The organism is Domibacillus sp. F004, assembly GCF_057814295.1.
This window is the reverse complement of the sequence record NZ_JBVATB010000002.1, coordinates 429,961-453,669: the sequence shown is the minus strand read 5'-3', so window position 1 is coordinate 453,669 and position 23,709 is coordinate 429,961. Positions and strand designations below refer to the sequence as shown.

The 23,709-nt window shown below is 40.8% G+C and carries 26 protein-coding genes; 5 read left to right on the top strand and 21 right to left on the bottom strand.

Features of this window, described 5'->3' with window-relative positions:
• Positions 1-42: 42 nt before the first annotated feature.
• The 4 genes from ACZYRN_RS07775 to thmT all read right to left on the bottom strand — a co-directional run bounded on the left by ACZYRN_RS07775 (position 43) and on the right by thmT (position 2,224).
• The gene (locus ACZYRN_RS07775; RefSeq protein ID WP_488910957.1) at positions 43-825 is read right to left on the bottom strand and encodes an SDR family NAD(P)-dependent oxidoreductase; all 783 of its coding nucleotides are present in this window, start codon (positions 823-825) and stop codon (positions 43-45) included.
• Positions 826-845: 20 nt separating this feature from the next.
• Complete coding sequence (locus ACZYRN_RS07770; RefSeq protein ID WP_488910956.1) at positions 846-1,253, bottom strand: DoxX family protein; 408 nt, start codon at positions 1,251-1,253, stop codon at positions 846-848.
• A 23-nt stretch (positions 1,254-1,276) separates the two neighbouring features.
• A complete protein-coding gene (locus ACZYRN_RS07765) occupies positions 1,277-1,921 on the bottom strand; it encodes an alpha/beta hydrolase (RefSeq protein WP_488910955.1) in 645 nt (214 codons plus the stop codon).
• A gap of 96 nt (positions 1,922-2,017) precedes the next feature.
• Positions 2,018-2,224: a 2-hydroxymuconate tautomerase gene (thmT, locus tag ACZYRN_RS07760; RefSeq protein ID WP_488911132.1), complete on the bottom strand. Its 207-nt coding sequence runs from the start codon at positions 2,222-2,224 to the stop codon at positions 2,018-2,020.
• Between the two features lie 118 nt (positions 2,225-2,342).
• Between thmT and ACZYRN_RS07755 the strand changes: the two genes are divergently transcribed.
• Positions 2,343-2,873: a helix-turn-helix domain-containing protein gene (locus tag ACZYRN_RS07755; protein WP_488910954.1), complete on the top strand. Its 531-nt coding sequence runs from the start codon at positions 2,343-2,345 to the stop codon at positions 2,871-2,873.
• A 299-nt stretch (positions 2,874-3,172) separates the two neighbouring features.
• Here the strand turns inward: ACZYRN_RS07755 and ACZYRN_RS07750 are convergent, their stop codons facing one another.
• Positions 3,173-3,943, bottom strand: a complete 771-nt coding sequence (locus ACZYRN_RS07750) for an SDR family NAD(P)-dependent oxidoreductase (protein WP_488910953.1) — start codon at positions 3,941-3,943, stop codon at positions 3,173-3,175.
• A gap of 125 nt (positions 3,944-4,068) precedes the next feature.
• Positions 4,069-4,833, bottom strand: coding sequence for an SDR family NAD(P)-dependent oxidoreductase (locus ACZYRN_RS07745; RefSeq protein WP_488910952.1), 765 nt, complete (start codon positions 4,831-4,833; stop codon positions 4,069-4,071).
• A 190-nt stretch (positions 4,834-5,023) separates the two neighbouring features.
• Here ACZYRN_RS07745 and ACZYRN_RS07740 point away from each other — a divergent pair, with 190 nt between their 5' ends.
• A complete protein-coding gene (locus tag ACZYRN_RS07740; RefSeq protein ID WP_488910951.1) occupies positions 5,024-5,620 on the top strand; it encodes a TetR/AcrR family transcriptional regulator in 597 nt (198 codons plus the stop codon).
• 249 nt (positions 5,621-5,869) lie between these two features.
• On the opposite strand, the gene ACZYRN_RS07735 is transcribed toward ACZYRN_RS07740, so the two are convergent.
• Genes ACZYRN_RS07735 through ACZYRN_RS07720 form a run of 4 tightly spaced genes read right to left on the bottom strand, consistent with a single transcriptional unit; the run spans position 5,870 to position 8,232 of the window.
• Entirely contained in the window at positions 5,870-6,277 is a 408-nt protein-coding gene (locus ACZYRN_RS07735; RefSeq protein ID WP_488911131.1) for a disulfide oxidoreductase, read from the bottom strand.
• On the bottom strand, positions 6,270-6,920 hold the full coding sequence (locus tag ACZYRN_RS07730; protein ID WP_488910950.1) for a DsbA family protein: 651 nt from the start codon (positions 6,918-6,920) through the stop codon (positions 6,270-6,272). The genes ACZYRN_RS07735 and ACZYRN_RS07730 overlap by 8 nt, the downstream gene beginning before the upstream one ends.
• Before the next feature lie 55 nt (positions 6,921-6,975).
• The gene (locus ACZYRN_RS07725) at positions 6,976-7,815 is read right to left on the bottom strand and encodes a M56 family metallopeptidase (RefSeq protein WP_488910949.1); all 840 of its coding nucleotides are present in this window, start codon (positions 7,813-7,815) and stop codon (positions 6,976-6,978) included.
• Positions 7,816-7,818: 3 nt separating this feature from the next.
• Positions 7,819-8,232 carry a BlaI/MecI/CopY family transcriptional regulator gene (locus ACZYRN_RS07720; RefSeq protein ID WP_488910948.1) on the bottom strand — a complete coding sequence of 138 codons (414 nt, stop codon included), beginning with the start codon at positions 8,230-8,232 and terminating at the stop codon, positions 7,819-7,821.
• Positions 8,233-8,537: 305 nt separating this feature from the next.
• Here ACZYRN_RS07720 and ACZYRN_RS07715 point away from each other — a divergent pair, with 305 nt between their 5' ends.
• On the top strand, positions 8,538-8,915 hold the full coding sequence (locus ACZYRN_RS07715) for a DoxX family protein (RefSeq protein ID WP_488910947.1): 378 nt from the start codon (positions 8,538-8,540) through the stop codon (positions 8,913-8,915).
• A 168-nt stretch (positions 8,916-9,083) separates the two neighbouring features.
• On the opposite strand, the gene ACZYRN_RS07710 is transcribed toward ACZYRN_RS07715, so the two are convergent.
• The 8 genes from ACZYRN_RS07710 to ACZYRN_RS07675 all read right to left on the bottom strand — a co-directional run bounded on the left by ACZYRN_RS07710 (position 9,084) and on the right by ACZYRN_RS07675 (position 19,784).
• Positions 9,084-10,241 (bottom strand): DUF3238 domain-containing protein, encoded by a 1,158-nt coding sequence (locus ACZYRN_RS07710; protein WP_488910946.1) that lies wholly within the window; start codon positions 10,239-10,241, stop codon positions 9,084-9,086.
• A gap of 153 nt (positions 10,242-10,394) precedes the next feature.
• Complete coding sequence (locus ACZYRN_RS07705) at positions 10,395-11,042, bottom strand: hypothetical protein (RefSeq protein ID WP_488910945.1); 648 nt, start codon at positions 11,040-11,042, stop codon at positions 10,395-10,397.
• A gap of 374 nt (positions 11,043-11,416) precedes the next feature.
• The gene (locus ACZYRN_RS07700) at positions 11,417-12,064 is read right to left on the bottom strand and encodes a hypothetical protein (RefSeq protein ID WP_488910944.1); all 648 of its coding nucleotides are present in this window, start codon (positions 12,062-12,064) and stop codon (positions 11,417-11,419) included.
• Between the two features lie 233 nt (positions 12,065-12,297).
• Positions 12,298-13,062, bottom strand: a complete 765-nt coding sequence (locus ACZYRN_RS07695) for a hypothetical protein (RefSeq protein ID WP_488910943.1) — start codon at positions 13,060-13,062, stop codon at positions 12,298-12,300.
• A gap of 75 nt (positions 13,063-13,137) precedes the next feature.
• A complete protein-coding gene (locus ACZYRN_RS07690; RefSeq protein WP_488911130.1) occupies positions 13,138-14,364 on the bottom strand; it encodes a S1C family serine protease in 1,227 nt (408 codons plus the stop codon).
• A 128-nt stretch (positions 14,365-14,492) separates the two neighbouring features.
• Entirely contained in the window at positions 14,493-15,890 is a 1,398-nt protein-coding gene (locus ACZYRN_RS07685; RefSeq protein ID WP_488910942.1) for a sensor histidine kinase, read from the bottom strand.
• A complete protein-coding gene (locus tag ACZYRN_RS07680) occupies positions 15,871-16,554 on the bottom strand; it encodes a response regulator transcription factor (RefSeq protein WP_488910941.1) in 684 nt (227 codons plus the stop codon). Before ACZYRN_RS07680 ends, ACZYRN_RS07685 begins: the two co-directional genes overlap by 20 nt.
• Positions 16,555-16,700: 146 nt before the next feature.
• The gene (locus ACZYRN_RS07675; protein WP_488910940.1) at positions 16,701-19,784 is read right to left on the bottom strand and encodes an efflux RND transporter permease subunit; all 3,084 of its coding nucleotides are present in this window, start codon (positions 19,782-19,784) and stop codon (positions 16,701-16,703) included.
• Between the two features lie 95 nt (positions 19,785-19,879).
• Here ACZYRN_RS07675 and ACZYRN_RS07670 point away from each other — a divergent pair, with 95 nt between their 5' ends.
• Complete coding sequence (locus ACZYRN_RS07670) at positions 19,880-20,722, top strand: TetR/AcrR family transcriptional regulator (protein ID WP_488910939.1); 843 nt, start codon at positions 19,880-19,882, stop codon at positions 20,720-20,722.
• 68 nt (positions 20,723-20,790) lie between these two features.
• On the opposite strand, the gene ACZYRN_RS07665 is transcribed toward ACZYRN_RS07670, so the two are convergent.
• Complete coding sequence (locus ACZYRN_RS07665; protein ID WP_488910938.1) at positions 20,791-21,324, bottom strand: superoxide dismutase family protein; 534 nt, start codon at positions 21,322-21,324, stop codon at positions 20,791-20,793.
• Positions 21,325-21,379: 55 nt separating this feature from the next.
• Positions 21,380-23,071 (bottom strand): ATP-binding protein, encoded by a 1,692-nt coding sequence (locus ACZYRN_RS07660; protein ID WP_488910937.1) that lies wholly within the window; start codon positions 23,069-23,071, stop codon positions 21,380-21,382.
• Positions 23,072-23,204: 133 nt separating this feature from the next.
• Here ACZYRN_RS07660 and ACZYRN_RS07655 point away from each other — a divergent pair, with 133 nt between their 5' ends.
• Positions 23,205-23,450: a hypothetical protein gene (locus ACZYRN_RS07655; protein WP_488910936.1), complete on the top strand. Its 246-nt coding sequence runs from the start codon at positions 23,205-23,207 to the stop codon at positions 23,448-23,450.
• A gap of 36 nt (positions 23,451-23,486) precedes the next feature.
• Here ACZYRN_RS07655 and ACZYRN_RS07650 read toward each other — a convergent pair whose 3' ends face one another.
• Positions 23,487-23,639, bottom strand: coding sequence for a hypothetical protein (locus ACZYRN_RS07650; RefSeq protein ID WP_488910935.1), 153 nt, complete (start codon positions 23,637-23,639; stop codon positions 23,487-23,489).
• Between the last annotated feature and the right edge of the window lie 70 nt (positions 23,640-23,709).

The window sequence follows — 23,709 nt, the reverse complement described above, 5'->3', positions numbered from 1 at the left end:
TTTCTTCGTTTTTATCTATCCATTTTGCTGGATGACCGTTCCCTACAATGCGCCCGCTAGTCCACCGTCTATATTCACAGCGGTCCCTGTTACGTAGGAGGCAGCATCTGAAACGAGGAAGGTGATGACGTTCGCTGCCTCGTCTGTGTTCCCGATTCGGCCAAGAGGAATGTGATGATCTTTTTTCATTGCATATTGTTCCCATGTAAGCTCCGGTGCTTGTTGTTTCCACTTTTTTTCGATTTGATCACTTCGAATCAAACCGATGCAGACAGTGTTCACCCGGATGTTGTCCGGACCGAGATCTTTGCTCATCGCTTTTGTAAGGGCCATGCCTGCCGCTCGGCTCACCGTAGTCGGCAAGGAAGAGGCTGGCGGTGTTTTGGCAACAGCCGCTGTCACGTTCACAATCGCGCCGCCGCCAACTTGCCGCATGTAGGGAATCGCATAGCGAGAACAATGGATAGCACCGAATAATTTCAAATCAAGGTCTTGGTGCCAAAGTTCCGTCCCCACTTGTTCAAATGAGTTAGCTGAGGAAGTGCCCGCATTATTGACGACAATGTCCAATCGTCCATATTTCTCTACAGTCGACGCGACAATTCGTTTGCAATCTTCTTCGTTCGTCACATCCGCTTCGCTATGAAACACATGCACACCTGTTTCTTCAAAAATACGATTCGCAGCAGCCTGTAGATTGGCACTGTTTCGTGCACATATCGTGACCTTTACGCCTTCCTTTACTAATTGCAGAGCGGTTTCTAGTCCAATCCCTTTACTTGCACCCGTAATCAGTGCGACTTTGCCTTTTAACCCTAATTCCATAGACGTCTCCCTTCTACAGCTTACTCATTTGCATTTTTATGAAATAAAGCCCCATCCACTGACCAAAGCTTACTTCCATTTACCGCTAAGAATAGAGCGATAACCAAAAAGGCAAGATCAAGTTCGTAACCGGCCATTTCCGCTGTTCCTAAGAAACCGATGGCGAGTTTCACTTTTAGTATAGCCCCAATCATCACGATTGCGAGCAATGCAGATACAATTTGTGTGCCAAGGCCCAAAATAAGTGCAATTCCGCCCACCAATTCGATTGTTCCCACAACATAGGCTAAAAATCCAGGGATCCCGATACTTTCAAACCACCCAGCCGTATTGCCAATACCGCCTTGAAATTTGACGAGCCCGTGTACGAAGAAACTAATTCCTAACACCATTCTTAATAAGAATATACTTACTCCTAATTTATTCATATTTATTTCCTCCTAAGTTTTTATTATTGATTAGATACATTTTTGAACCACGCCGTAAAATCATCGTAGTTTTCGTTGGATACGGTATGACCTTCCGGATAGGCCATAAATGTTGAAGCAGCTCCATGCTGTTTGTAAAATGCTTCTGCATTCACACCCCATTCATAAGGAAGGACTTGATCATGCTCGCCATGTGAAATGAATGCCGCCACTTGATCCATCGGTTGAATGTCGTACTCTTCTTTTACGAAAGCAGGAATATAACCGCTTAGCGCTATAATCCCTTTTATACGGTTTCCGAGCTTTAGTCCAAGTGTCATCGAAAGAATCGCTCCTTGGCTAAACCCCATTAAAAAGAGCTCATCGGTATTAACCGGGTACTCTTCCACCGCATATTCAATGAAATTCTCAAGTTTATTTATTGCGCTGTCAAATGCGTCTCTATGCGGATTTCCGAATCCTTGAATCGTGAAAAAAGCATAACCGGGCGGCTGTTCGATAGGACCTCTTATACTGAAAACAAACTGATTTTTATCCATTCCTGAGACGAGAGGCAACATATTCTGTTCATTGCTTCCCATTCCGTGCATTATGAAAATGGCTGGATATTTCTTTCCCTGTTCCATGTGTTCCGGACGGCGAAGTTCATAAACAAGCTCGGTTTCCATCTTTTCAACACCCTCCTTTTATATCTATTTAGAAATATAATATTCTTATTAGTGAACAATTTCGGTAAAAAAAAGCCAAATATTCTTTATTTTTCATCAAACTTCGCTTTTTAACGTGCCTCCAACAGCAAATCGATTTTTCGGCACTTCCTCGACGACTATACGAATGCTTTCCAATGGAATATCCAATGATTTCTGGACCGTATGCGTTACATCACGTATACACTGCTTAATTGTTTCATCCTCTCTGCCTTCCAGCATCGTTATGTGTATAATCGGCATCTTTTTCTCCTTTCGCTTGATGAATATTGTATTCTAATATGAATATTTGTTTTTTATAAAATAACATTATTCTATAGATACTGTCAATACACTTATGTTACGATGTAGTCTACATACCACTATTTTTGGAGGAATGAACGTGGAGATCGGCTCAAAAATACGGGATATTCGGAAACGAAAGAAAATAACGATTGCACAAATGAGCGAACAAATAGGGCTGTCTAAAGGATTTATCAGCAACATCGAAAACGACAATACGTCTCCCTCTCTTAATACGCTGCAAGCGATTGCAACCTTTCTAGACGTTCCGCTGCCCTACTTGCTTCTTGAAAAAAAACAGCATATGAAGGTTGTGAGGAAAGAAGAAAGAGTATACACAACGTTTAATGACATTAAAATAGAACATCTCACTTCAAGGAGCGGCCTGCGAATGATGCACGTCGAAGTACCGCCTGGTGCCTCAACCGGTGAAGCCATCGCCCACGAAGGAGAAGAAAGTCATCTCGTCCTAAAAGGCACGGTTCTTGCCGAACAAGGCGAAGATTCTATCATTGCGAAGGAAGGCGATTCATTCAGTTGGAATGCGAGCGTGCCCCACTTCGTAAAAAATATCGGAGAAGAAGAGGCGGTCTTACTCATTGCCGTCCACTCCGAAGATAGCCGGTTGTAAGATAGAACGTAACAAAAAAGAGCTGTCCGATACGTCAAAATTGTAACGACGTATCGGATAGCTCTTTTGATTGTCACTATTTAATCTGCGTTGATTACACAATTAGGCTGTGCGAAAACCTGTGTCTCCTTAACGATAAGCATTTTGAGACAAATCTTACGTTTACTTTAAAATTGTCACTTTAGGAGATAATTTGCGCTTATTTTAAGTGCTATTTTGCACATCCAACTTTAAAACCCAGCTACCTTCACATTAGAAGATTAGCTGGGTTTCTTCATTGTGGACAATTTAGTTTTTGATTAACGACTAGTGTAACCAGCATCAGCATGTATAGTTGTTCCAGTTACATAAGATGACTGGTCTGATGCTAACCAAAGGCTAGCTTGGGCAACTTCTTCGGCTTTTCCAAATCGATTCAACAGACTAAGCTGTGGAGCATAGTCTGCTTCGTTTAATCCAAACTGTTCTAAAGCTCCGCGAAGCATTGGTGTATCAATTGCACCTGGCGCCACGGAATTTACACGAATATTTTTGTCGCCATTTTCTAATGCGGCAACCTTTGTCATTCCTACTACACCATGTTTAGCAGCAACATAAGCAATATTGTTTGGTTGAGGTCGGAAGCCACTAACAGATGAAATGTTAACAATAGATCCACCCTGACCTTGTTTAATCATTTGTTGTAGTTCATATTTCAAACATAGTGCCGTTCCTGTAAGATCAACAGAGATTAACTTGTTCCAGTAATCTTCATCAAACTCTGCAGCTGGTTTATCATCTGGAGTTAAAGCTGCGTTATTAACAGCTACATCAAGACGACCATATTTTTCTACGGTAGCATCAATCATTTTTTTAACTTGATCTGCTTTAGAAATATCAACTTTTACAAAATATGCAGTTCCTCCATTAGCTTCAATTTCAGAAACTGCTGCTTGTCCTTTTTCTTCGTTAAAGTCGGCAACTACTACTTTCGCTTTTGCTTCTGCAAAAAGTTTTGCTGTAGCAAGTCCCATACCCATTGCTGCACCTGTTATAATTGCTACTTTACCCTCTAATACTGGAAACGTCATTTCAATCACTCATCCTCTCAGATTGCAGTTTTTCATCTACACTTAGATTGCGTGTTTTTGAAAATCCTTTATATATTTTCCTTCTTCAATGAATATTATTTACTATTTAGTAATAATTGGAATTATCAGCGTGCTGTCCAAGCACCATCAACTGTAACGACTTCACCATTGATGAATTTAGATTCGTCTGAACCGAGGAATAATGCAGTTGCTGCGATATCTTCAGCTTCCCCTCCGTTAAACGGTCCAAGATCTCCAAATGTTTCTGCACCAAGTGGATCTAAATTTGTTATAGCAGCCGTCATACCAGTTGCAATTGAACCTGGTGCAATTACATTTGCACGGATCTTACCGTTTTCTCGACCATAAAATGCTGCTATATTTTTTGTAAGCCCGATTACAGCGTGTTTTGACATTGTGTAAACTGCTCCACCACGAGCACCTAGGTAACCAGCAATTGATGCAACATTTACGATTGTTCCGCCAGATTCTTGTTCTTTAAATACTTTGATTGCAGAACGGCATGCATAAAATTGACCGTTTAAGTTAACACCCATTACACGTTCAAATAATTCGTTTGAAGTGTTTTCAACTGATGCCATATTATCAAAAATTCCAGCAATATTTGCTAAGATATCTAATTTACCGTACTCATCTAAAGCTTTTTGAATCATTGCTTCTACATCTACTTCTTTTGATACATCTGTTTTAATTGCAACAGCTGTACCACCAGCTGCTTTAATATCTTCGAGCGTCTCATTCATTGAAGCTTCGTTAAACTCAGCTAAAACAACTTTAGCGCCTTCTTTTGCATATAATTTTGCAGTTGCACGCCCCATACCAGAACCGGCACCTGTTACGATTGCTACTTTTCCTGCTAATCTTGTCATATTGATCTTCTCCCTTATGCTGAAAATGACTAAATAATTAATTGGAATTTATCTCGAATGCGAGATATCTGAAACAATTCAAGCATAAAACATATATGAAAGGGCTTCAATATGCAATAATAAGAGAAATGTATGATAATCAACAGATGAATTAATTTTGTACGTTAAAAGTGTAAAAAGGAGCTTTCATATGCCTATACCACATCCCGATAAACGTGTAAAAAGAACAAAAGAGAAGTTCAAAACTGTCTTATTATCGTTGATGGAAGAAAAATGTTTTCATAACATTACGATTACAGAAATCGTAAAAGCTGCGGATTACAATCGAGGAACTTTTTATGCCCACTTTGAAAAAAAGGAAGATTTATTGGATGAGATAATTGATGAGATGTTTGAAAAAATGACCGAAGCTTATAGGAAACCATATCTCAATTTATCAGTTGTAGATTTCAATGAAATACCTTCTAATTCAATTGTCTTATTTGATCATTTCTTAGAAAATAAAAAATTTTACAAGCTTATGCTGAGTCCAACTACAAACTATAATTTTCATGAAAAAATGAGAAAAAGATTAGATCAGTTATTCAGAGAAGAGTTTGAATTCTCGTTTACTGAGATAGATCCTAATATTGATATAAATCTTTTTAGCACGTATCGGATACATGGTATTATTGGATTGATACTAGAATGGATTGACAATGATTTTATACAATCATCTTCGTATATGGGAGATCAACTCATACATATATTGAGATTTTATACACCGAAAATCTATATAAAAAGATAAAAGATTAAAGGAATATCACCGGTCCACAATGCATTTATGAAGTAAGAATTGGTTTGGAGCTTTATACCATTTGTTCATTTATAATGAGCTCTCATGCTGAACTAAAAAATTTCTTCAAATTTGAACAACTGGTACTAAACACAAAAATCTATTGGTAAACCTTCATAAGATCATATGCAGCACAAAAAAAGATAGACAAAGCGGATAATATCAATCTGCTTTTATCTATCCTTTTATTTTTATTTAACATTACGCTTCCGTCTTTTTCCATAAGACGACCATCATCACCGTCACAATCGTAAATGCGATCAGTGCGAGAAACGGAATGGTGATAAAGCCGAATACATTAATATATTCTCCTGAACACGGCACACCGCTCGTGCACATTTCAAATTTCTGCACGGCTGGCACTTTTTGAAGGGCATAATGATACCCTGACATGCCCATTCCAGAAACGGACAGCGGCAAAATGTACCGATAGATATGACGGTCATTCCGGTAAAACGCAATGCCGAGCAGCACGACGAGCGGGTACATTAAAATGCGCTGATACCAGCAAAGGGTACACGGCACAAACTCCATCCGCTCACTGAAAAACAAACTGCCGAGCGTCGCTATAATCGCTGCCAGCCAAGCAGCGAGAAGGGGTTTATTCACCATCTGCTGCGGCCTCTTCCACCATTTCAACCAGATCATCAAAAGAGTTTCCTGTAAACTCTTTTCCATCTACAAACAAAGTAGGTGTGCCAGATACACCGAGTTGTTTCGCCGTCTCTGTATCTTTTTCCCACGCACCCATTGATCCGCCGTTCTCGACAATACTCATGACGCTTGCGACTTCTTCCTTCGTCGCGATTTCAGCCAATGTTTCTTCTAAAAACTCATTTGTATATAAATCAACCTTTTCAAACGATAAATCCGCCGGCTGTTTGCTGTACATCAATTCATGGAACTTCCAGAACTTCTCATTTCCCAGTTCCTGATACACGGCTTCTGCAAACTGCGCTGAACGATTTGAATCGACATTAATGAACGAATAATTCATAAAATAAAACTTCGCTTTTCCTGTCTGCACAAGTTCTTGATCGATCAACGGAAAAAACGAATCGTTGAAATCTTTACATACCGGGCATTTATAATCCCCGAACTCCACAATATTGACCGGTGCTGATTTTTCTCCGACAAACGGCTGGCTCGCGTATTCAATATGTGCCGCCTTTTCTGCTGCGTTTGATAAAAAAATAACACCAGCCATACAAACAGCAAATAACCCAACAACCCAAAATATTCCTTTGGCCAAAACCTTTCACTCCTAAATACTACATGATGTAGTGTAATTGATGAAAAAAGATCATTTACGACAAGGCGTAAATGAATAATACACAAATGATCGTAAAAATAGACAACGATGTAACAGCTGACTTCAGCGGCACATTCAAAGAGAATTCGGTTAACGGATCCAGTATATAATGAATGCGATAATTAACGGACGTATCCGCAAATGAAACGTACGAAAACGGCATCTTCATCTGCCTGCCTGCTTTTAACATTTTAAGGAGCGCACTGCCAAGATCAACCGATGACCCTTGCTGATGAATCGTATATTCATCAGCAAGCAGCTCTTTCGCAATCTTATACTGCTCCCGTACCCATCTTAAAATGGGCATGTACCACATAATCGACGCGAAAAATGACACGATGAAAACCTTCAGCGGATCATGGTTTTGTTGATGATGGATTTCATGATGCACGACTGCCTCAAATTCATCGTTACTCAACATTTCCCGAAGGCCTGTTGAGAGCACAATTTTCGGGCGAAAAAACCCCATCGTCACTGCAATCGGCACGGGATACGAAATGATGTGAATGTCTCTTCCATATGTTTCATTCATTTCCCGCGTAAGTGAGTAATCTATATACGGATTAAAAAATCTTTTCATGCGGGCTGCATAATACCACTGCGTTCCCAATTTCCAGATCGACAGCAGCAACGTACTGAACACGAGCGCATCGAGTGCGTATTTAAGAAAAGACAGCCCGAATGCCTTCATCGCATTATGACAGACAACAATAAGATTAAACCGCATATCTAGGCCGGCGAACATGGACAAAACATACAGCCCCATTTGCGTAAAAATTGTTCCCGCAATGATGAGACACGCGATAAACATCGTTTTCGTCTGACGTTTGGACATACGTTATCGTTCCTTCTTCAATTCTTTTATTTTTTGCTCGAGCCGGGCGACGAGATCATCATCCGCATCATCGAGCGCGTCAATCATATGACTGACGACAACGCTTCCGAATTCATCCATCAATTCATGCGTCATCTCTTTTGACTGCGTATTGACAAACTCTTCTCTCGTTAATACCGGCTTATACATCGTCGTTCTGCCTTCCGCCCGTTTCTGTAAAAGACCTTTTTCGACGAGCCGGTTCATCACGGTCATAACTGTATTGAAATTCGTTGCTTTCTCTTTTTCGAGCTCAAGCTGCACCTCTTTAATGGTCCGCTCTTCGCCGCTCCAGAGTATGTCCATTATTTTCGCTTCAAGGGGACCGAAAAAACGCTTCAAACCGCTTTCGTTCATGTTAAACTTTTGTATTTTCATTCGATGGCCACCTCACATTACTCATTGTAGTGTGAGAACGGTTCTGAGTCAAGAATCGTTTATCTGACCGCTCCCGCGGCTGAAGCTTTAGGGTTCTTTTTCGCAAAACATCCCACTTACATCTCCTAAAAGAAGAGAAAGGGCGGAACTTTTAGCGAACAACTCTTGAGAGAAATGCAGCCTTCCAAATCTGTAACATGTTTGAAACAAAATCTTAACAATCTTTCCCATATATTTCATGTATACTACGAATTGTAGTATTCATTCACTACAACCTGTAGTTTACATTGGAAAGGGGCATATTTATGCAAATTGGCACAGTCATTTTACGAGTTGTTCTTGGCCTTATTTTCTTCATCCACGGACTCGTCAAATTTCAAGGCGGCATCGGCAACATGGCCGGATTTTTTGACAGCGTCGGCATTCCTGGTTTTATGGCGTATATCGTTGGCGGCATTGAACTGATCGGTGGCATTGCAATGATGATTGGTCTCGGTACCCGGATCATTGCCGCCCTGTTCGCTCTTATTTTACTCGGCGCCATTTTCACCGTCAAACTATCTGCCGGATTCTTAAACGGTGGATACGAACTCGACCTTATATTACTGGCCGTTTCGATCCATCTCGTACTCACAGACAAAACACCATATTCTATTGATTCAAAACTAAAAGCAGCTTCCTGAAAAGGAAATGAAAAAAGACTCATTCCCTTATAAATAAAGGGAGTGAGTCCTATTGTTTTAAGCCCCATCTGCTCTATCTTCACTTTATTTATTACACCCGCCCTTCCTTGCTACTAGATAACCTGTTTATTCAATAGCAGCGCTCACCCATTTTCCAATCAGCCCATTTTAAACAGTTGAAAAACGCCAAAACCGGTTGGCTGTTGGTGGAGCGAGTCGTCCCAATCCGCAGCTTTTCGATTGATGTAGCGGCTTCCATGAAGTACCGTTTTGCTTTATATACACTTCATGATGCGGCGCTTCGTCATGCTCCCCGCTCAAGTCAAACACTCCATTTTTGTAAAAGGTCATGTACACTTCATATACGATCGACGGTGCCATCATAAGCGGATTGCTAACCGAATGGGTCAATAAAAACGACACTTTCTCTGAGTCCTCCTGCACCGTTTTCACTTCAATTCCTTCATTAGACGCCTTATCCTGCTCCAGCAGCTGCTTGTTCCACGAGTACCCTTTCGACTCGCCCACATCCCGCGCAAGCGACACTTCACTGCCGCTTACTTTTACATCTGCACGCGTCCTGTACTTGCTGGAACCCGGATTAAACGCACGGTCATCCCCCGCAAAAAACCGCGTCTTTGAAAACAGATTTGGATTCAACACCCACTTTTCTTTCAAAAACGTCATATACCGAATAAACCAGTCTTTTTCGCGATCCACAGGCTCACGGTTCAAATGGGACGACAGCCGGCCGATTTCTTTGTCGATAAAAAATGTTTCAACGAGCGCATCGTCTTCATTTTCTGTAAACTTGATAAATTCAATTATTTTCGAAATAAGCGACGGTTCCTCTGTCTCCTCTTCATCTGCCATTTGCATAAAACGTGTTGCTTTTATGCGGTAGGTGTACCATTCATCCTCATTCAGTCCATGATCATAAAACCCCGCTTCCTTGACCGTCCCGGCATAATCACCATTCCGGTAAATTTCGTATTCCTCGACCCCTCTAATCCCTTCCCAGGCGATCGCCACTTCGCTTTCTTTTATAACAGTCGTTAGAATGAGCTCCTGAAGTGGAATATCCTTATTTTTCTCTTCCCTCTCTACAGCTGTAGCCGTCTGTATTTTCAGCGACTCGTTGTCTGTTTCGATCAAATAAGAATAAAGCGTGCCCCCCGTTAACCCCCTATCGGTAAATTCAGTATTGGGCCCGTTGTATACTTCCTTGCCTTCTTTAAACACTCGGAAAGCTTGTCCATTCCCCGTCCAACTAAAGGAAATGCGGTCCGGTGTCTGTGATACTTTTTTAATTTTTAACTCACTCATAAAAACCCACCTTTCTTCTCTTTCTTTACCCCCTTTTTTCGTTTTTAAATTTCCATCTGCACTGTGCCGAATTTTGGTTTTAATGATAAAAAAAGAAGGCCCCCTCCCCTAACAATAAGAGAAGAAGCCTGCTTTGTTATTTTTTAAAAAGTCTTAGCCAATTTTAGCTGCTGTAAAGACAACCGGGCCAACAATTAACGCTCTATCAAAAACGCTATCTTTAACGACTTCTGCTGTTAAGAAGTATTTTGTTTCATCGTCATCGTCGTCACAAGAAGTAAATTTATTTTTATACATAGGATCTACATGAATAAACGTTGTTGTTTCCGCTTTTTGCTCGAGTTCATCCACACCAATTCCCTGTTTTGTCGCAAAAATGACCTCGCCATTTTTTGATCCTTTTCTAATTCGGAACAGTACGACAATATCGCCAAATTGTTCCACTGGAATAACGTTGTCTGATTTCCACCCTACTGTCGCAGCTAACCACACTACATGATGCCCGTTACATTTGTCTTTATCATCATGGTCTTTGTCATCTTCCGGACAGAATTTAATTTTCGCTAATACGTCTTCCTCGCCTTTATGAACTACTTTCAACGGATCTTGCATCGGCATGCTACGAGGCTCATCATAACGAAATTTTTTCAAATCATCTTGATCGTGCATTTTTTTGCGTTTATCCTCCTCTTCATGTTTGTCCTGCTCACAACGATGATAGCTGTTGCAGCGTCCACAGTTCTTGCGGTGATTGTCGTTGTCGTGCTTGCAGTGATCACATTTCCAATGCTTTTCACTCAATACAATCTTCTCCCTTCCCTTAGTTCTATTTTTTTTAAACAACCAACTAACATAATTGGTATACTTCATAGTATGAATGCTTGAATTGACGGTATAGTTCATCTAACCATCTTTAGAAAATAGTTTTTACATTTTATTAAAATATTCTATCAACCTGATTTTAAGATAGCGATTGTTCACAAACGATGGATTCGAACTCAATCTTATGTTACTGGCCGTTTCGATCCATCTCGTACTTACAGGCAAAACACCTTATTCCACTGATTCAAAACTAAAAGCAGCTTCCTAAAAAAATTTTTGTTGAAACAAAAAAACACTCAATCTCTTAAAATGAAAGAGATTGAGTCTGCCTCATCTACTTTTTAAAATGAATGTTAGCCGATTTTAGCTGCTGTAAACACGACTGGACCAACAATTAACGCTCTATCAAAAACGCTATCTTCAACAACTTCTGCTGTTAAGAAGTATTTTGTTTCATCGTCATCGTCGTCACAAGAAGTAAATTTGTTTTTAAACAACGGATCTACATGAATAAAGCTTGTTGTTTCCGCTCTTTGCTCGAGTTCATCTTCACCAATCCCCTGTTTTGTCGCAAAAATAACTTCTCCATTTTTGGATCCTTTTCTAATTCGGAACAGTACAATAATATCACCAAATTGTTCCACTGGAATAAAGTTGTCTGATTTCCACCCTACTGTAGCAGCCAACCACACTACATGATGCCCGTTACATTTGTCTTTATCATCATGATCTTTGTCATCTTTCGGACAAAACTTAATTTTCGCTAATACGTCTTCCTCGCCTTTATGAACCACTTTTAATGGGTCTTGCATCGGCATGCTACGAGGCTCGTCATAACGAAATTCTTTCAAATCATCTCCATTGTGCATTTTTTTACGTTTATCCTCCTCTTCCTTTTTATCATGCTCACAACGATGATGGCCGTTGCAGCGTGCACAGTTCTTGCGTTGATGGCCGTTGTCGTGCTTGCAGTGATCACATTTCCAATGCTTTTCACTCAAATCAATCTTCCCCTTCCTTTAATTTTATTTTTTGAAACAACCAACTAATATAATTGGTATACTTCATACTATGAATGCTTGTATTTTTGGTATAGTTTATCTAACCATATTCAAAAATAGTTTTTACATTTTATTAAAGTATTCTATCAACCTGATTTTAAGATAGTGATTGTTACCGAATTTCTTCACCATAACGAAAAAAAGCCCCGTCAGCCGGGACTTTTTGATCATTATTAATGAAAAGGAACTTTGTCAACACCAAGTTCAGAAAGCTTTTCTTTTGCGTCTTCCATCAATGCTTCCGCTTCTGCTTTTGTTTCATCATCTAATCCTTCTAATACCTTTTCTTGACCACTTTTGCCGCCACGTTCAGGGCGTTTAATTCCTAACGCTGCCAGCTGTTCTTCAGATTCATCATGTGTGATAGTACCGGCATGCTGTTTTTCCATAATCGCTTCCGCTTTTGCTTTCGTTTCATCATCTAAATTAGCGAATGGATCGCCTTTGCCGCCACGTTCAGGACGTTCAACGCCTAACGCTGCCAGCTGTTCTTCAGCTTCATCATGTGTGATGGTACCGGCACGCTGTTTTTCCATAATCGCTTCCGCTTTTGCTTTCGTTTCATCATCTAAATTAGCGAACGGATCGCCTTTCTCTCCACGTTCCGGAAATGTTACGCCAAGTGCCTTCAGCTGTGTTTTCGCTTCATCTTCTGTGATCGTGCCTGCTTTTTTCTGTTCCATAATCGCTTCGGCTTTTGCCCTCGTTTCATCATCTAAACCGGCAAACAGATTACCCTTTGCGCCCTTCTCCGGCAAATCCACACCGAGATCGGCGAGTTTTGTGCGAAGTGTATCCATGATGGTTTCTACTTTTTCCTGTGTCGCGCTGCCTGCTGTCGTATCACTCGCGGCTAGTGCCGGTAAACCAGCAGCACTTAATACACCGAGTGATAAGGTACCTGTCATAACATAATGAACTAACTTGTTTTTCTTCATTTACTTTCCTCCTACATGTGTATTGGATTGTTGCACTACCTACTTTAACCAGATTTGGTGAAAGTACGGTGAAAATTACTTCGCTTGTGCCTGTAACGTTAAGCTGATTTTTTGTTGTTTGCCGTTACGATAAACCTCAATCGTTACTTTGTCGCCAATTGATGCTTTATTATATAAATATTTGCGAAACCCAGCTGTCCCGCTCACGGCTGTATCGTTTACTGAAACGATCACATCGCCCTCTTCAAACCCAGCTGTATCAGCCGTTGATCCTGTTTCTACTTGCGTAATCACTGTTCCTTCCGTTACAGTTGCAGGCAGGCTTAACTGTTGCTCTAAAACATTTCTCGATAACGCATTCACATCTTCAAGGCCGACACCAAGATACGCACGCTGCACTTCCCCTGTTTTCATCAATTCTTCAATGACCGGAATCGCCTCTTCCGATGGAATCGCAAATCCGAGTCCTTCTACGCCCGATTCGGCAATTTTTAAGCTATTAATGCCAATCACTTGACCTGCGCTATTGATTAAGGCGCCCCCGCTGTTCCCCGGGTTGATCGCCGCATCCGTTTGAATCACGTTTAGTTCCCATTCTCCGGCAGATGTCGTCACAGGTACTGCCCGATCGATCCCGCTGACAATGCCTTCTGTCACCGTGCTTGATAAATCAAGACCGAGCGGATTGCCGATGGCAGCGACTTGTTCACCTAATTTCAACACACTTGAATCCCCAAAACTGGCTACTTCCGTTATGTACGAGCTGGAAATTTCAAGAACAGCCAAATCTGTTAACGGATCTGCTCCAACGATGTTAGCGTCCACGCGCTCACCATCTGCAAGCGCCACTTCTACTGTATCCGCTCCTTCAATGACATGATTATTCGTGACGATGTAGCTTGTCTTTTCTCCCTTTTTAAAAATCACGCCAGATCCTGTGCCGCTTTCCGTCTGTTCAGCCTCCCCGTTCGACATGTCCATAGCGGGACCTCCGAACATATTCATCTGTTCCTGTGCCTGCAAATTGACCACCCCGACGACCGCTTCATCAATTGCATCAATCGCGCTAACAAGGTTAGTAGACGATGCGGCGGTCGATGTCGGCTGAACGTTTATACTGCTTGCTGACTCATTTGCGGCTGTTTCAGTCTCTTGTGTTGAGATACTCATAAGTGCCGGGGAAAGATAAAACATCATGGTTCCACCCGCTAAAACTCCTGTAAACGATGCCGCTGCTATTTTCATAAATCCTCTTTCTTTTTTGTCCGGTTTGCTAGACCATTCTTCTGTTTCCATCTGTATTCGCTCCTTTTTTATTTGACTATATTTGATTTGACTTCATTGTAAAAAAGAAAAGTGAAAACAAGGTGAAAGGAAAAGATAATTTGACATTGATTCTTGCCATAACAAAAAGCAGTCTCAAAAGCCCGTTACTTCCTCGCTTTTGAGACCGCTTGCTCCAATGGAATGTTTACCGTAAAGGTACTTCCTTTATTTAGTTCACTTTCGACGCTGATCGTGCCCTTATGACTATCCACAATCCACTTCGCAATCGATAAACCGAGCCCATGTCCGCCAAGTGCTCGTGTTCTAGATTTATCAGCACGGTAAAAACGGTCAAAAATACGGGCCTGCTCATCAGGATGAATGCCGATTCCTTCATCTTTTACAGATATTCTCCACTCCCGCTCTTGTTTCGTCAACGTCAGTGTCACGTGACCTCCTTCTGGTGAATATTTCACTGCATTATCAAGGAATAGATAGATAAGCTGCTTTATTTTCTCGCGGTCGCCCATCACAATCATTTCATCTGGTGCATGTAAATGAAGCGTAATGTGATTGGCTTCGGCATGAGGCTTTAACGATTCAATTACATTTCTCGCTTCCACCTGTAAATCCATTCGTTCATGTGGTCGTTTATCCGCCCCAGAATCCGCCCGTGCCAGTAGGAGCAAATCACTCACAAGACCGGTCATCCGTTTCACTTCCGACTTCATGTTTTTCAATAGTTTCCTAGCAAATGGATCTTCTAGGGCACCGTCGGTCATTTCCATCGCATTAATCGATGACAGCATGACACTAAGAGGCGTACGCAATTCATGCGATGCATCACCGACAAATTCTTTTTGCCGGTTAAAAGCCGTTGAAATCGGCTCCATCGCTTTTTTCGACATCAGGTAGCTCATCAAGATGGCCACACCGGCGAATAAAACCGCGAGACCGATAAGCACAATCAACAGCCAGTCAAACAACTGATACGCAAACGAAATGTCTTTTCCAATATAAATCATGCCAATAAACTGATTGTTATAAAAAAGCGGGCTGCCGTCAATCATGAGCCGAACCTGAACGGCAGCAGGCGGGTTTTCAATCTGTTCGCCGCCAAGCCTACGTTCTTGAAACGTTACTTTCAGCGTTTCTTCGCGAATTTGATTCCTCTGTGGCACCCATCCTACGACGAGGTCGAGAAGTTCTTCACGCATGTGCGGCATTGTTTCACTGCCCATCACAAGATTCCCTTTTGAATCGACCACATAGTAAAAAAACTGGTCCACACCAGCGAGTACGAGCTCCTGGCTGCTGAGCCCCCGTAATTCATTGCGGGCACTTTCGGCTAAATAATCACGAATAATCCGTGTTTCCTGACGAGTCAAATCTTCTAATTCACGATGCTGATCACGCAAAATCACCACGTAAAGAAGAGAATAAACGACAACAATAAACAACAGAAGAAACAGCATGAGCAAGCCGCTATATTTCAATGTTAATTTCGTTTGTGTGCCTTTAAATAAGTCTTGATCGATGCGTTTAAAGAACGGAATCCTCAACTTTATACCCGACCCCTCTTACACTTTGAATGATATTCTGCGACTCAAATATATCCAGTTTTTTACGCAAAAGTTTCACGGTCGCATCGATCGTTTTCGTCGTCACATCCGTGTCATATCCCCATATCCGGTCCAGCATCACATCACGCGTCAATACTTGCCCTTTATTTTGTACGAGCAAATCAAGAAGCTGAAATTCGCGCGGACTTAGCTGAATGGACTTCTCACTTTTATGTATGGTCTGGCTATTTCGGTTCAGTTCAATTCCTTGAATCGACACCGTTTCTTCAATGATCGGTGCATAATTTCGGCGCGTCAATGCACGAAGCCGGGCGAGCAATTCATCGATTTCAAACGGCTTGACGAGGTAATCGTCCGCTCCTGAATCAAGTCCTGTAATCCGGTCTTCCACCGCATCTTTTGCTGTCAGCATTAAGATCGCACCTGAATACCCATCACGGCGCAAATCGCGGCACACATCGACCCCATCGCCGTTGGGCATCATCCAGTCCAGAATAAGCACATCATAGTGCGCCGAACACGCATAATCATACGCCTCTTCCCCTTCTTTTACCCAATCCACTTTATATCCGCCTTTCTTTTTTAACATGAAACAGATTAATTCGCCAAGCTGCACATCATCTTCCGCAAGCAAAATGTTCACCTTAGTCCACTTCCTTTCCCTTTCTATCTTACCAGTTTTAAGCGAGAAGACTCCACCCTCCTTAATGAGAGAACAGAAGCCTCCTAGGATTTCCTTTAAAACAAAAAGCCCTACAAGATGACAATCACCTTGCAGGGCTAAATGACTTAGTTTTCTTCTACTTCTTTACGGTTTTTCTTGAATAGCTTCGATAATAGTTCATAAGCAATTGGTACAACAATTAATGTTAATAACGTCGAACTTATTAAACCGCCAATGACCGTAATACCAAGGCCTTTCGAGATTAAACCGCCACCGCCTGAGCCGATTGCCAATGGAATTAACGCCCCGATCGTTGCGATCGCTGTCATTAGGATTGGACGCAGACGCGTGGCACCAGCTTCTAGAATGGCTTCACGCATCGTCATACCATCACGTTCCATATGAATAATGCGGTCTACGAGTACGATCGCGTTTGTTACAACAATACCGATTAACATAAGGAGACCCATCATGACCGATACAGAAATGGTTTCATCCGCGATTAATAAACCAACAAATGAACCAATTACCGCAAATGGTAATGAGAATAGGATCGCAAATGGTGCGACACCCTCACCGAATGTTACAACAAGGATGAAGTACACAATGGCGATTGCTGCAAGCATGGCTACGCCAAGCTGTGTAAATGTTTCTGTCATATCTGCAGCTACACCCGCAACGCCCATTGTAACACCTTTAGGCAAATCTAATTGTTCAATTTCTTCATCTACTTCTGATGTTGCTTTTGAAATATCTTCATCAAGAATTGTCCCTGAAACTGTTGCATAATACTCCCCTTGACTACGTGCAAGTGTATTTAATGTCGTGCCTTCCTCAACGGTTACAAGCTCCGAAAGCGGCATTGACACGCCCTGTGCTGTCGGTACTTCTTTTTCTAACATTTCATCAATCGATTTTGGTTGTGCAGCTTGTTCCTGCTGAACGACTACTTCTAATGTGTCACCGTCTTTTTCAACCGTTGTTAGGACTTCCTGTGTTGTTATTGGGTTTAACATCATGACAATTTGACCTGTTGTTAATCCATACTGCAGTAATTCATCTTGTGCTACTTTGAATGTATATTCCACATATGCATCCTCTGCACTTGAAGTAACGTCTTCTAAGCCGTCATTTTTACTCATGATGTCTTCTACCATTTTCACAGATTCATTTAGTTTGTCTAAATCTTCACTGTAGAATGTGTAGCTGACTTCATTTGTAGCCATCGACATAGAAGTGAAGTTCTGGCTCTTCCATTCACCCGTTTGGCCAATGTTAAATACATACTCTTCAATTTCCTCACGTGACTCTGGAAAATCCTCCATTTCCGGGTCAAAGATTAGGTACATTAATACCCCGCCTGCTCCGCCACCCATCATTGCTGTCGTCGGATCTCCACTTTCCGTTACCGATAATTGAACGATATCGATTTCATTGCGTTTTAGTAACTCTTCTTCGACCACTTCAACATTTTTTAACGTATCTTCCATTAACTCGCCTGCTGCTGGTGTATACGTTAAGTACATCACTTTTTCTTCTTCACTACCCATGAAACTAAAACCGATTAATGGGGTCAATGCCAAACTACCAGCTAACAAAACAACAGCAGTGAGGGAGGTAACAATTTTATGATTAAGCGTCCATTCCAGGATACCTTTATACCATTTAGCTAATTTTCCCGTCTCTTTATGACTGCTTTCTGTCTTTTCACTGTATAGCTTTTTCTTAAATAAGAAGTGAGATAATGCAGGGACGATGGTAATGGCAACAATTAACGAAGCACCAAGCGCAAACGTCATCGTTAATGCGAACGGCATGAACAGCTCCCCGACCATACCGCCAACGAAGATCAGTGGTGCGAATACCGCAACCGTCACTAATGTTGATGACATGATTGGTTTAAACATTTCAATTGTCGCTTCACGTATAAGAGCACGTCCTGTTAATTTCTCTTTTCTTAAATGCAGACGGCGATAAATATTTTCAACTACTACAATGGAGTCATCGATGACACGACCGATAGCAACCGTAATCGCACCAAGCGTCATAATATTTAGCGTAATATCCAGCCAGTTTAGCAGCAATAATGCCATAAAAATTGAAACTGGAATTGATATGATTGAAATAATGGTTGATTTGAAATCCCGTAAGAACAGAAGGATAATTAAGACGGCAATTAAACCGCCAAATACCGCTTTTTCAATCATCGTTGAAACCGATTCTTCAATTGGTTCTCCTTGGTCAATGGATATATCGATGACAAGACCATCGATTTTTTCCTTTTGCTCCTTCACTAACTCCTTCACCTTGTTTACAACATCAACCGTGTTTGCTTGCTGTCCTTTGACAATTTGAATGGCAATGGCATTTTCACCGTTTGTGCGTGAAACCGATTGTACTTTACCAACGACTTCAATTGTAGCGATCTCACTAAGTTTCACAAATGGCGATGGATTTGCGGCTGTTGGTGTGACAGGAATAAGCATTTCCTTCAATTCATTAGCTGTCATAAACTTGCCATCCACCGATACAGCTTGTTCACCTTCTTCAAACTCGTAAAGCCCTAATGAAACAGCAAGGTCACTTGCTTGAATCATTTCTTTTACTTTCTCTTCTGTTAAGTCATATTGGGCCAGCTTTTCTTTGTTATATGTAAGCTGCACTTCTTCAATATGTTGACCTGTAATCGTTGCAGATGCAACACCCTCGATTTTCTCGATTTTCGGAAGTAAAATGTCCTCTACTGTCGATGTTAATTCAACAATATCCTCTTCCTCACTACTTACACTTAACGCAACAACCGGCATCATATTCATGCTAATTGCTGTAATGGTTGGCTCTTCTGCTTCTTCCGGTAACGTAATCCCATCTAACGCAGAATCTAAAGCACGTTTCGCCTCGTCCATATCTACACCATAATCATATTCCACCTGAATACTGGACATGTTAGAATAGGAATTTGAATAAACAGATTTCACATCTTCAAGATTTTCTACCGCTTCTTCCAACGGTATGGAAATATCCTCCATAACTTGTTCAGGAGTTGCTCCAGGATATACGCCCATTACCATTAAGTAGGGAATCGAAATATCGGGAATCGTCTCTGTTTTCATTTGTGTACCTGAATAAATACCAGATGCCGTAATGATAATGGTAAGCAACCACACTGCTAATTTATTCTTTAAGACAAAATTGACTAAACCTTTCACTTATACACCTGCCCTTAATTGACCTATTAAACTCAATTATTTATAATAATGACTAATTGGTCAATTGTCAATGATATTACCTAGGAGCGAATAAAATGATAAAAAAACAATTAATTATGGAAAAGGCATTAGAACTTTTTGCAAAGCAAGGTTTTGAATCCACTTCTATTCAACAGATAACAGAGCATTGCGGTATTTCTAAAGGCGCTTTTTACTTATCTTTCAAGTCAAAGGACGAATTGATTTCAGCTTTAATTGATCATTTCATGATGCAATTCACCTCTGATATTGACTATGTAGTCAAAAATACAAAGGATGATGAAGTACTTTTATACGAATTTTATTACACAACGTTTAATTCTTTTCATAAGCATTCCGATTTCGCCAAAATTCTCATCAAAGAGCAAACGCAATCCTTTAATGAAGAATTCATTTTAAAAATTCATTATTATGACAAATTAATGGAAAACATTATCTTATCAATGATTGAGCGATTATATGATGAAGAGATCAAACATACAAAATATGATTTAATTTATTGCATTAAAGGCTTTATGAAAACTTATTCAGAGTTATTTTTATTTTATAACGTGCCGTTAGATTTGAACTTACTGTCTCAGTCATTAGTAGAAAAAACAAATCTACTAGCGATCCATATTACCACCCCGTTTATTTCACATGAGCTTATCCAACTGTTTCAGGAACCAGCGAATGAGGAAGAATTGAAGGAACAGATCCTTAAAATCATCGATCAAAAAATAGAAGAAATTGAAGAGCCGATTGAAAATGAATCGTTAATCCTGCTAAAGCAACAGTTGCTTAAACCAACTTTAAGCCCTGCTATTGTGAAAGGTTTAATGGAAAATATTCGAAATCATCCTCATTGTAAATGGATCTCCTATTTGCTTCGCAATCATTTTGATTATGAAAGAAGATGAAACCAAGTCGTTCAACTTATATAGGCAAGTGAAATGAGAGTAAAAAAGCTTGAAGAGAAATGCTCTCTTCAAGCTTCTTGAATGGATGCACAGGCAATTCGGTTTCCTGCGTTCCCTGCTGGATCCGTTTTGTAGTCGTCTGCTTTTTCGTGAATAATGAGCGCGCTGCCATCTGCATCAAGCAATGAATCCGTCCCGAGCGTCACACCCGGTGCTACCACCTTCACATCGACTTTTCCTGATTCTGCTATCTTTATATTCGGCAAATCGCCTGCGTGAAAACCTTTTGGGTTATGGAAACCATGTTCTTTGCCTGCTGGATTAAAATGCGCGCCCGCTGTTTCAAATTTAGGCGGGTCACACTTACCGGTTTCATGAATGTGAATAGCTTTCGTCCCCGGTTTTAACTTTTCAGCTTTTACATGAATTTCTACTCCTTTTTTTGTTTCAGTAAAAACCGCTTTTCCAATGGTTTCACCGTCTGAATTTATCATGTCAGCACTCAGCGCCGGCTTTGCTGTACTCCCCACCGGAAGCGATTGACAACCACTCATTATGACAAAGGATAAAAAACCAACAACAATAAACCATCCTTTTTTCATGCTTCGTCCTCCCTTTCAATTGGATTCCTTAGCATGATGTCCAACCGTTAAACATTTATTCCCCTGCTGCCGGAAAACGAGTGGTAATGGTCGTCCCTTTATCGATTTGCGAGCACACGTCGATTTTTCCTCCGTATTGCTCCACAATATTAAAGCACACCATCAATCCGAGACCCGTGCCGCTCTCTTTTGTCGAATAAAACGGCTCACCAATTTTCTCCATCACACTTTCCGGAATTCCTTTCCCTTCATCTTGAACAGCCATCACAATTTGCCCATCTTGTGCACGTACGGATGTATAAATCACGCCGCCATCATTCATCGCTTCAATCGCATTTTTAATAATATTAATGAAAACTTGCTTCATTTGTCCTTCATTGCAGCGAATGAGACAATTTTGCTCTGCATCATATTTTATTTCAATTCGTTTCATGACAGCTTGTGACTGAAGGAGTATACAAACATCGCGCAGCAGTTTACCTGCATCGCACATTTGAATTTCAACAGAAAGAGGTTTTCCCAGCACTAATAGTTCACTGGAAATCGTTTCAATCCGATCAATTTCCTCTTCAATAATGCTGTAATGTTCAGGATCCAATGAGCCTTCTTTAGCAAGTTTTATAAATCCTTTAATAGAAGTAAGCGGGTTACGTATTTCATGGGCGATGCTTGCAGCAAGCTGCCCCGCAATGCCTAACTTTCCCGATTTTAGAGCCAGTTTTTGAAGCTCTTTTCGTTCTTGAATATTGCGTAAATGGACAATAGCCATTTTTGTATTCGATATGCTGTACGCGAAGGGAAAGCTGATCGTCTCCAAATCGATAAGTTTGTTTTTATATGTTTTTGCTTTCATTTCTGTAACCGACAATTTCTCACCATTACTTACACGTTTTAACCGGTTTCGAATAAGCTCATGATACGATGAATGAAACAGGTTTAAAATCGATTCACCTTGTAATTGATCTTTTTCACATTCAAACAACTGAGCAGCAGCTCGATTGCAATCAACAATCTGAAAACCGGATATAATAAACATCGCATCGGGCATTTCTTCAATTAAATTTTTATACGAGGAGTTGACAAGTTGAAACTCTTCATTTAAATGGTTAAATTTTTCCTCCAGCTGTTCTTCCATCCAGAGGGACGGTGCCTGATCAGGCATCTTATAAAACATAGATGGCATCAGCGCTGTATCGGTCATGAGATACGGATGGTTTTCCATCATTTTTATATAAAGATTTGCCGACAACTCAGCTCCGTTATACGCGCAGACTGAAAATAAACGAAGCGGCTCAATTAATTGATCTGCCTGTTTTTCAAAAGATGAAAGTTGCTCCTGTAAACAGCTTTGATCCTCTCCCCATCTTACCTTTGCCCATGTACGAACAGGTATATCCTGATCAAGATACGGCTCAATCAATACTGAAAAGGTACTTACAATTGTAGGTATATCAAATGATTGATGTGTGCCATAAAATTCTTCATTATTCACAAAAATAATCGTATCCAGCTGCTCCCGGCTGAATCCTTTTAGAGTGAGAGACGATTTGAGCGCCTCATGCGTAAGAGGATGTTCAATGACGACAACGCCATGTCCCAGTTCTAGACCCGTTGTAAGAAAAGAGACAGCATTTTCAATATAGTTCTCTTGATTGGAATAGATGTATAATAAATGCGAGCCATTCATGAGCTCCATATTTTTTGTTAACGCCACTCTCGGATGCACGATATGATTCGTACTTTCCATGTTTGATCCCTCATTCTTACCGTTTTACTTCATTTTATCACGGCCATCTTTTTTCGTATATAGATGGCAATCTCTCTTTTCTTATGTACAATTACATAAGTATCGATTACGATGAACAAAAGGACGTGATCATTTGACTTCATCAAAATTCCGGCTTATGTACCGGATTGTACTCATTATCTTTGCGCTTGTTTATGGTATTACGGCGTATCCTGACGGTTGGAGCCGGTTTGCGCTTTTAATCGCTGTCATCGCGATCTTTATGACATTTGAAGATGTATGGATGAAAAAAGCAAAAAAACAGCAGCGTATCGCTTTCATCATTGTTTTCGCACTCGCTTTCCTTACGACCTTTTATTTCACTTTTCTCGCAACATAAAACCCGCCCGGATTGTCGCATCCGGGCGGGTTTTGTTTATCTCTGTTGATTTAAGTAATCATTGATTTGTTTAAATAAAAGGTGAAGTCCACCGCTGGCTATCGCGATCGCAAGAATGAATGTGACAAACATGATGAGAAAGAATTCCATTTTCAGCATATGCCCCTTTCGCATTTCTCTTGAAGCCAAGTATACCCGCCTCTGATTACATGCGTATGACAGATGGATTAAATCACATTACATTTCGATTAAAGCTTGC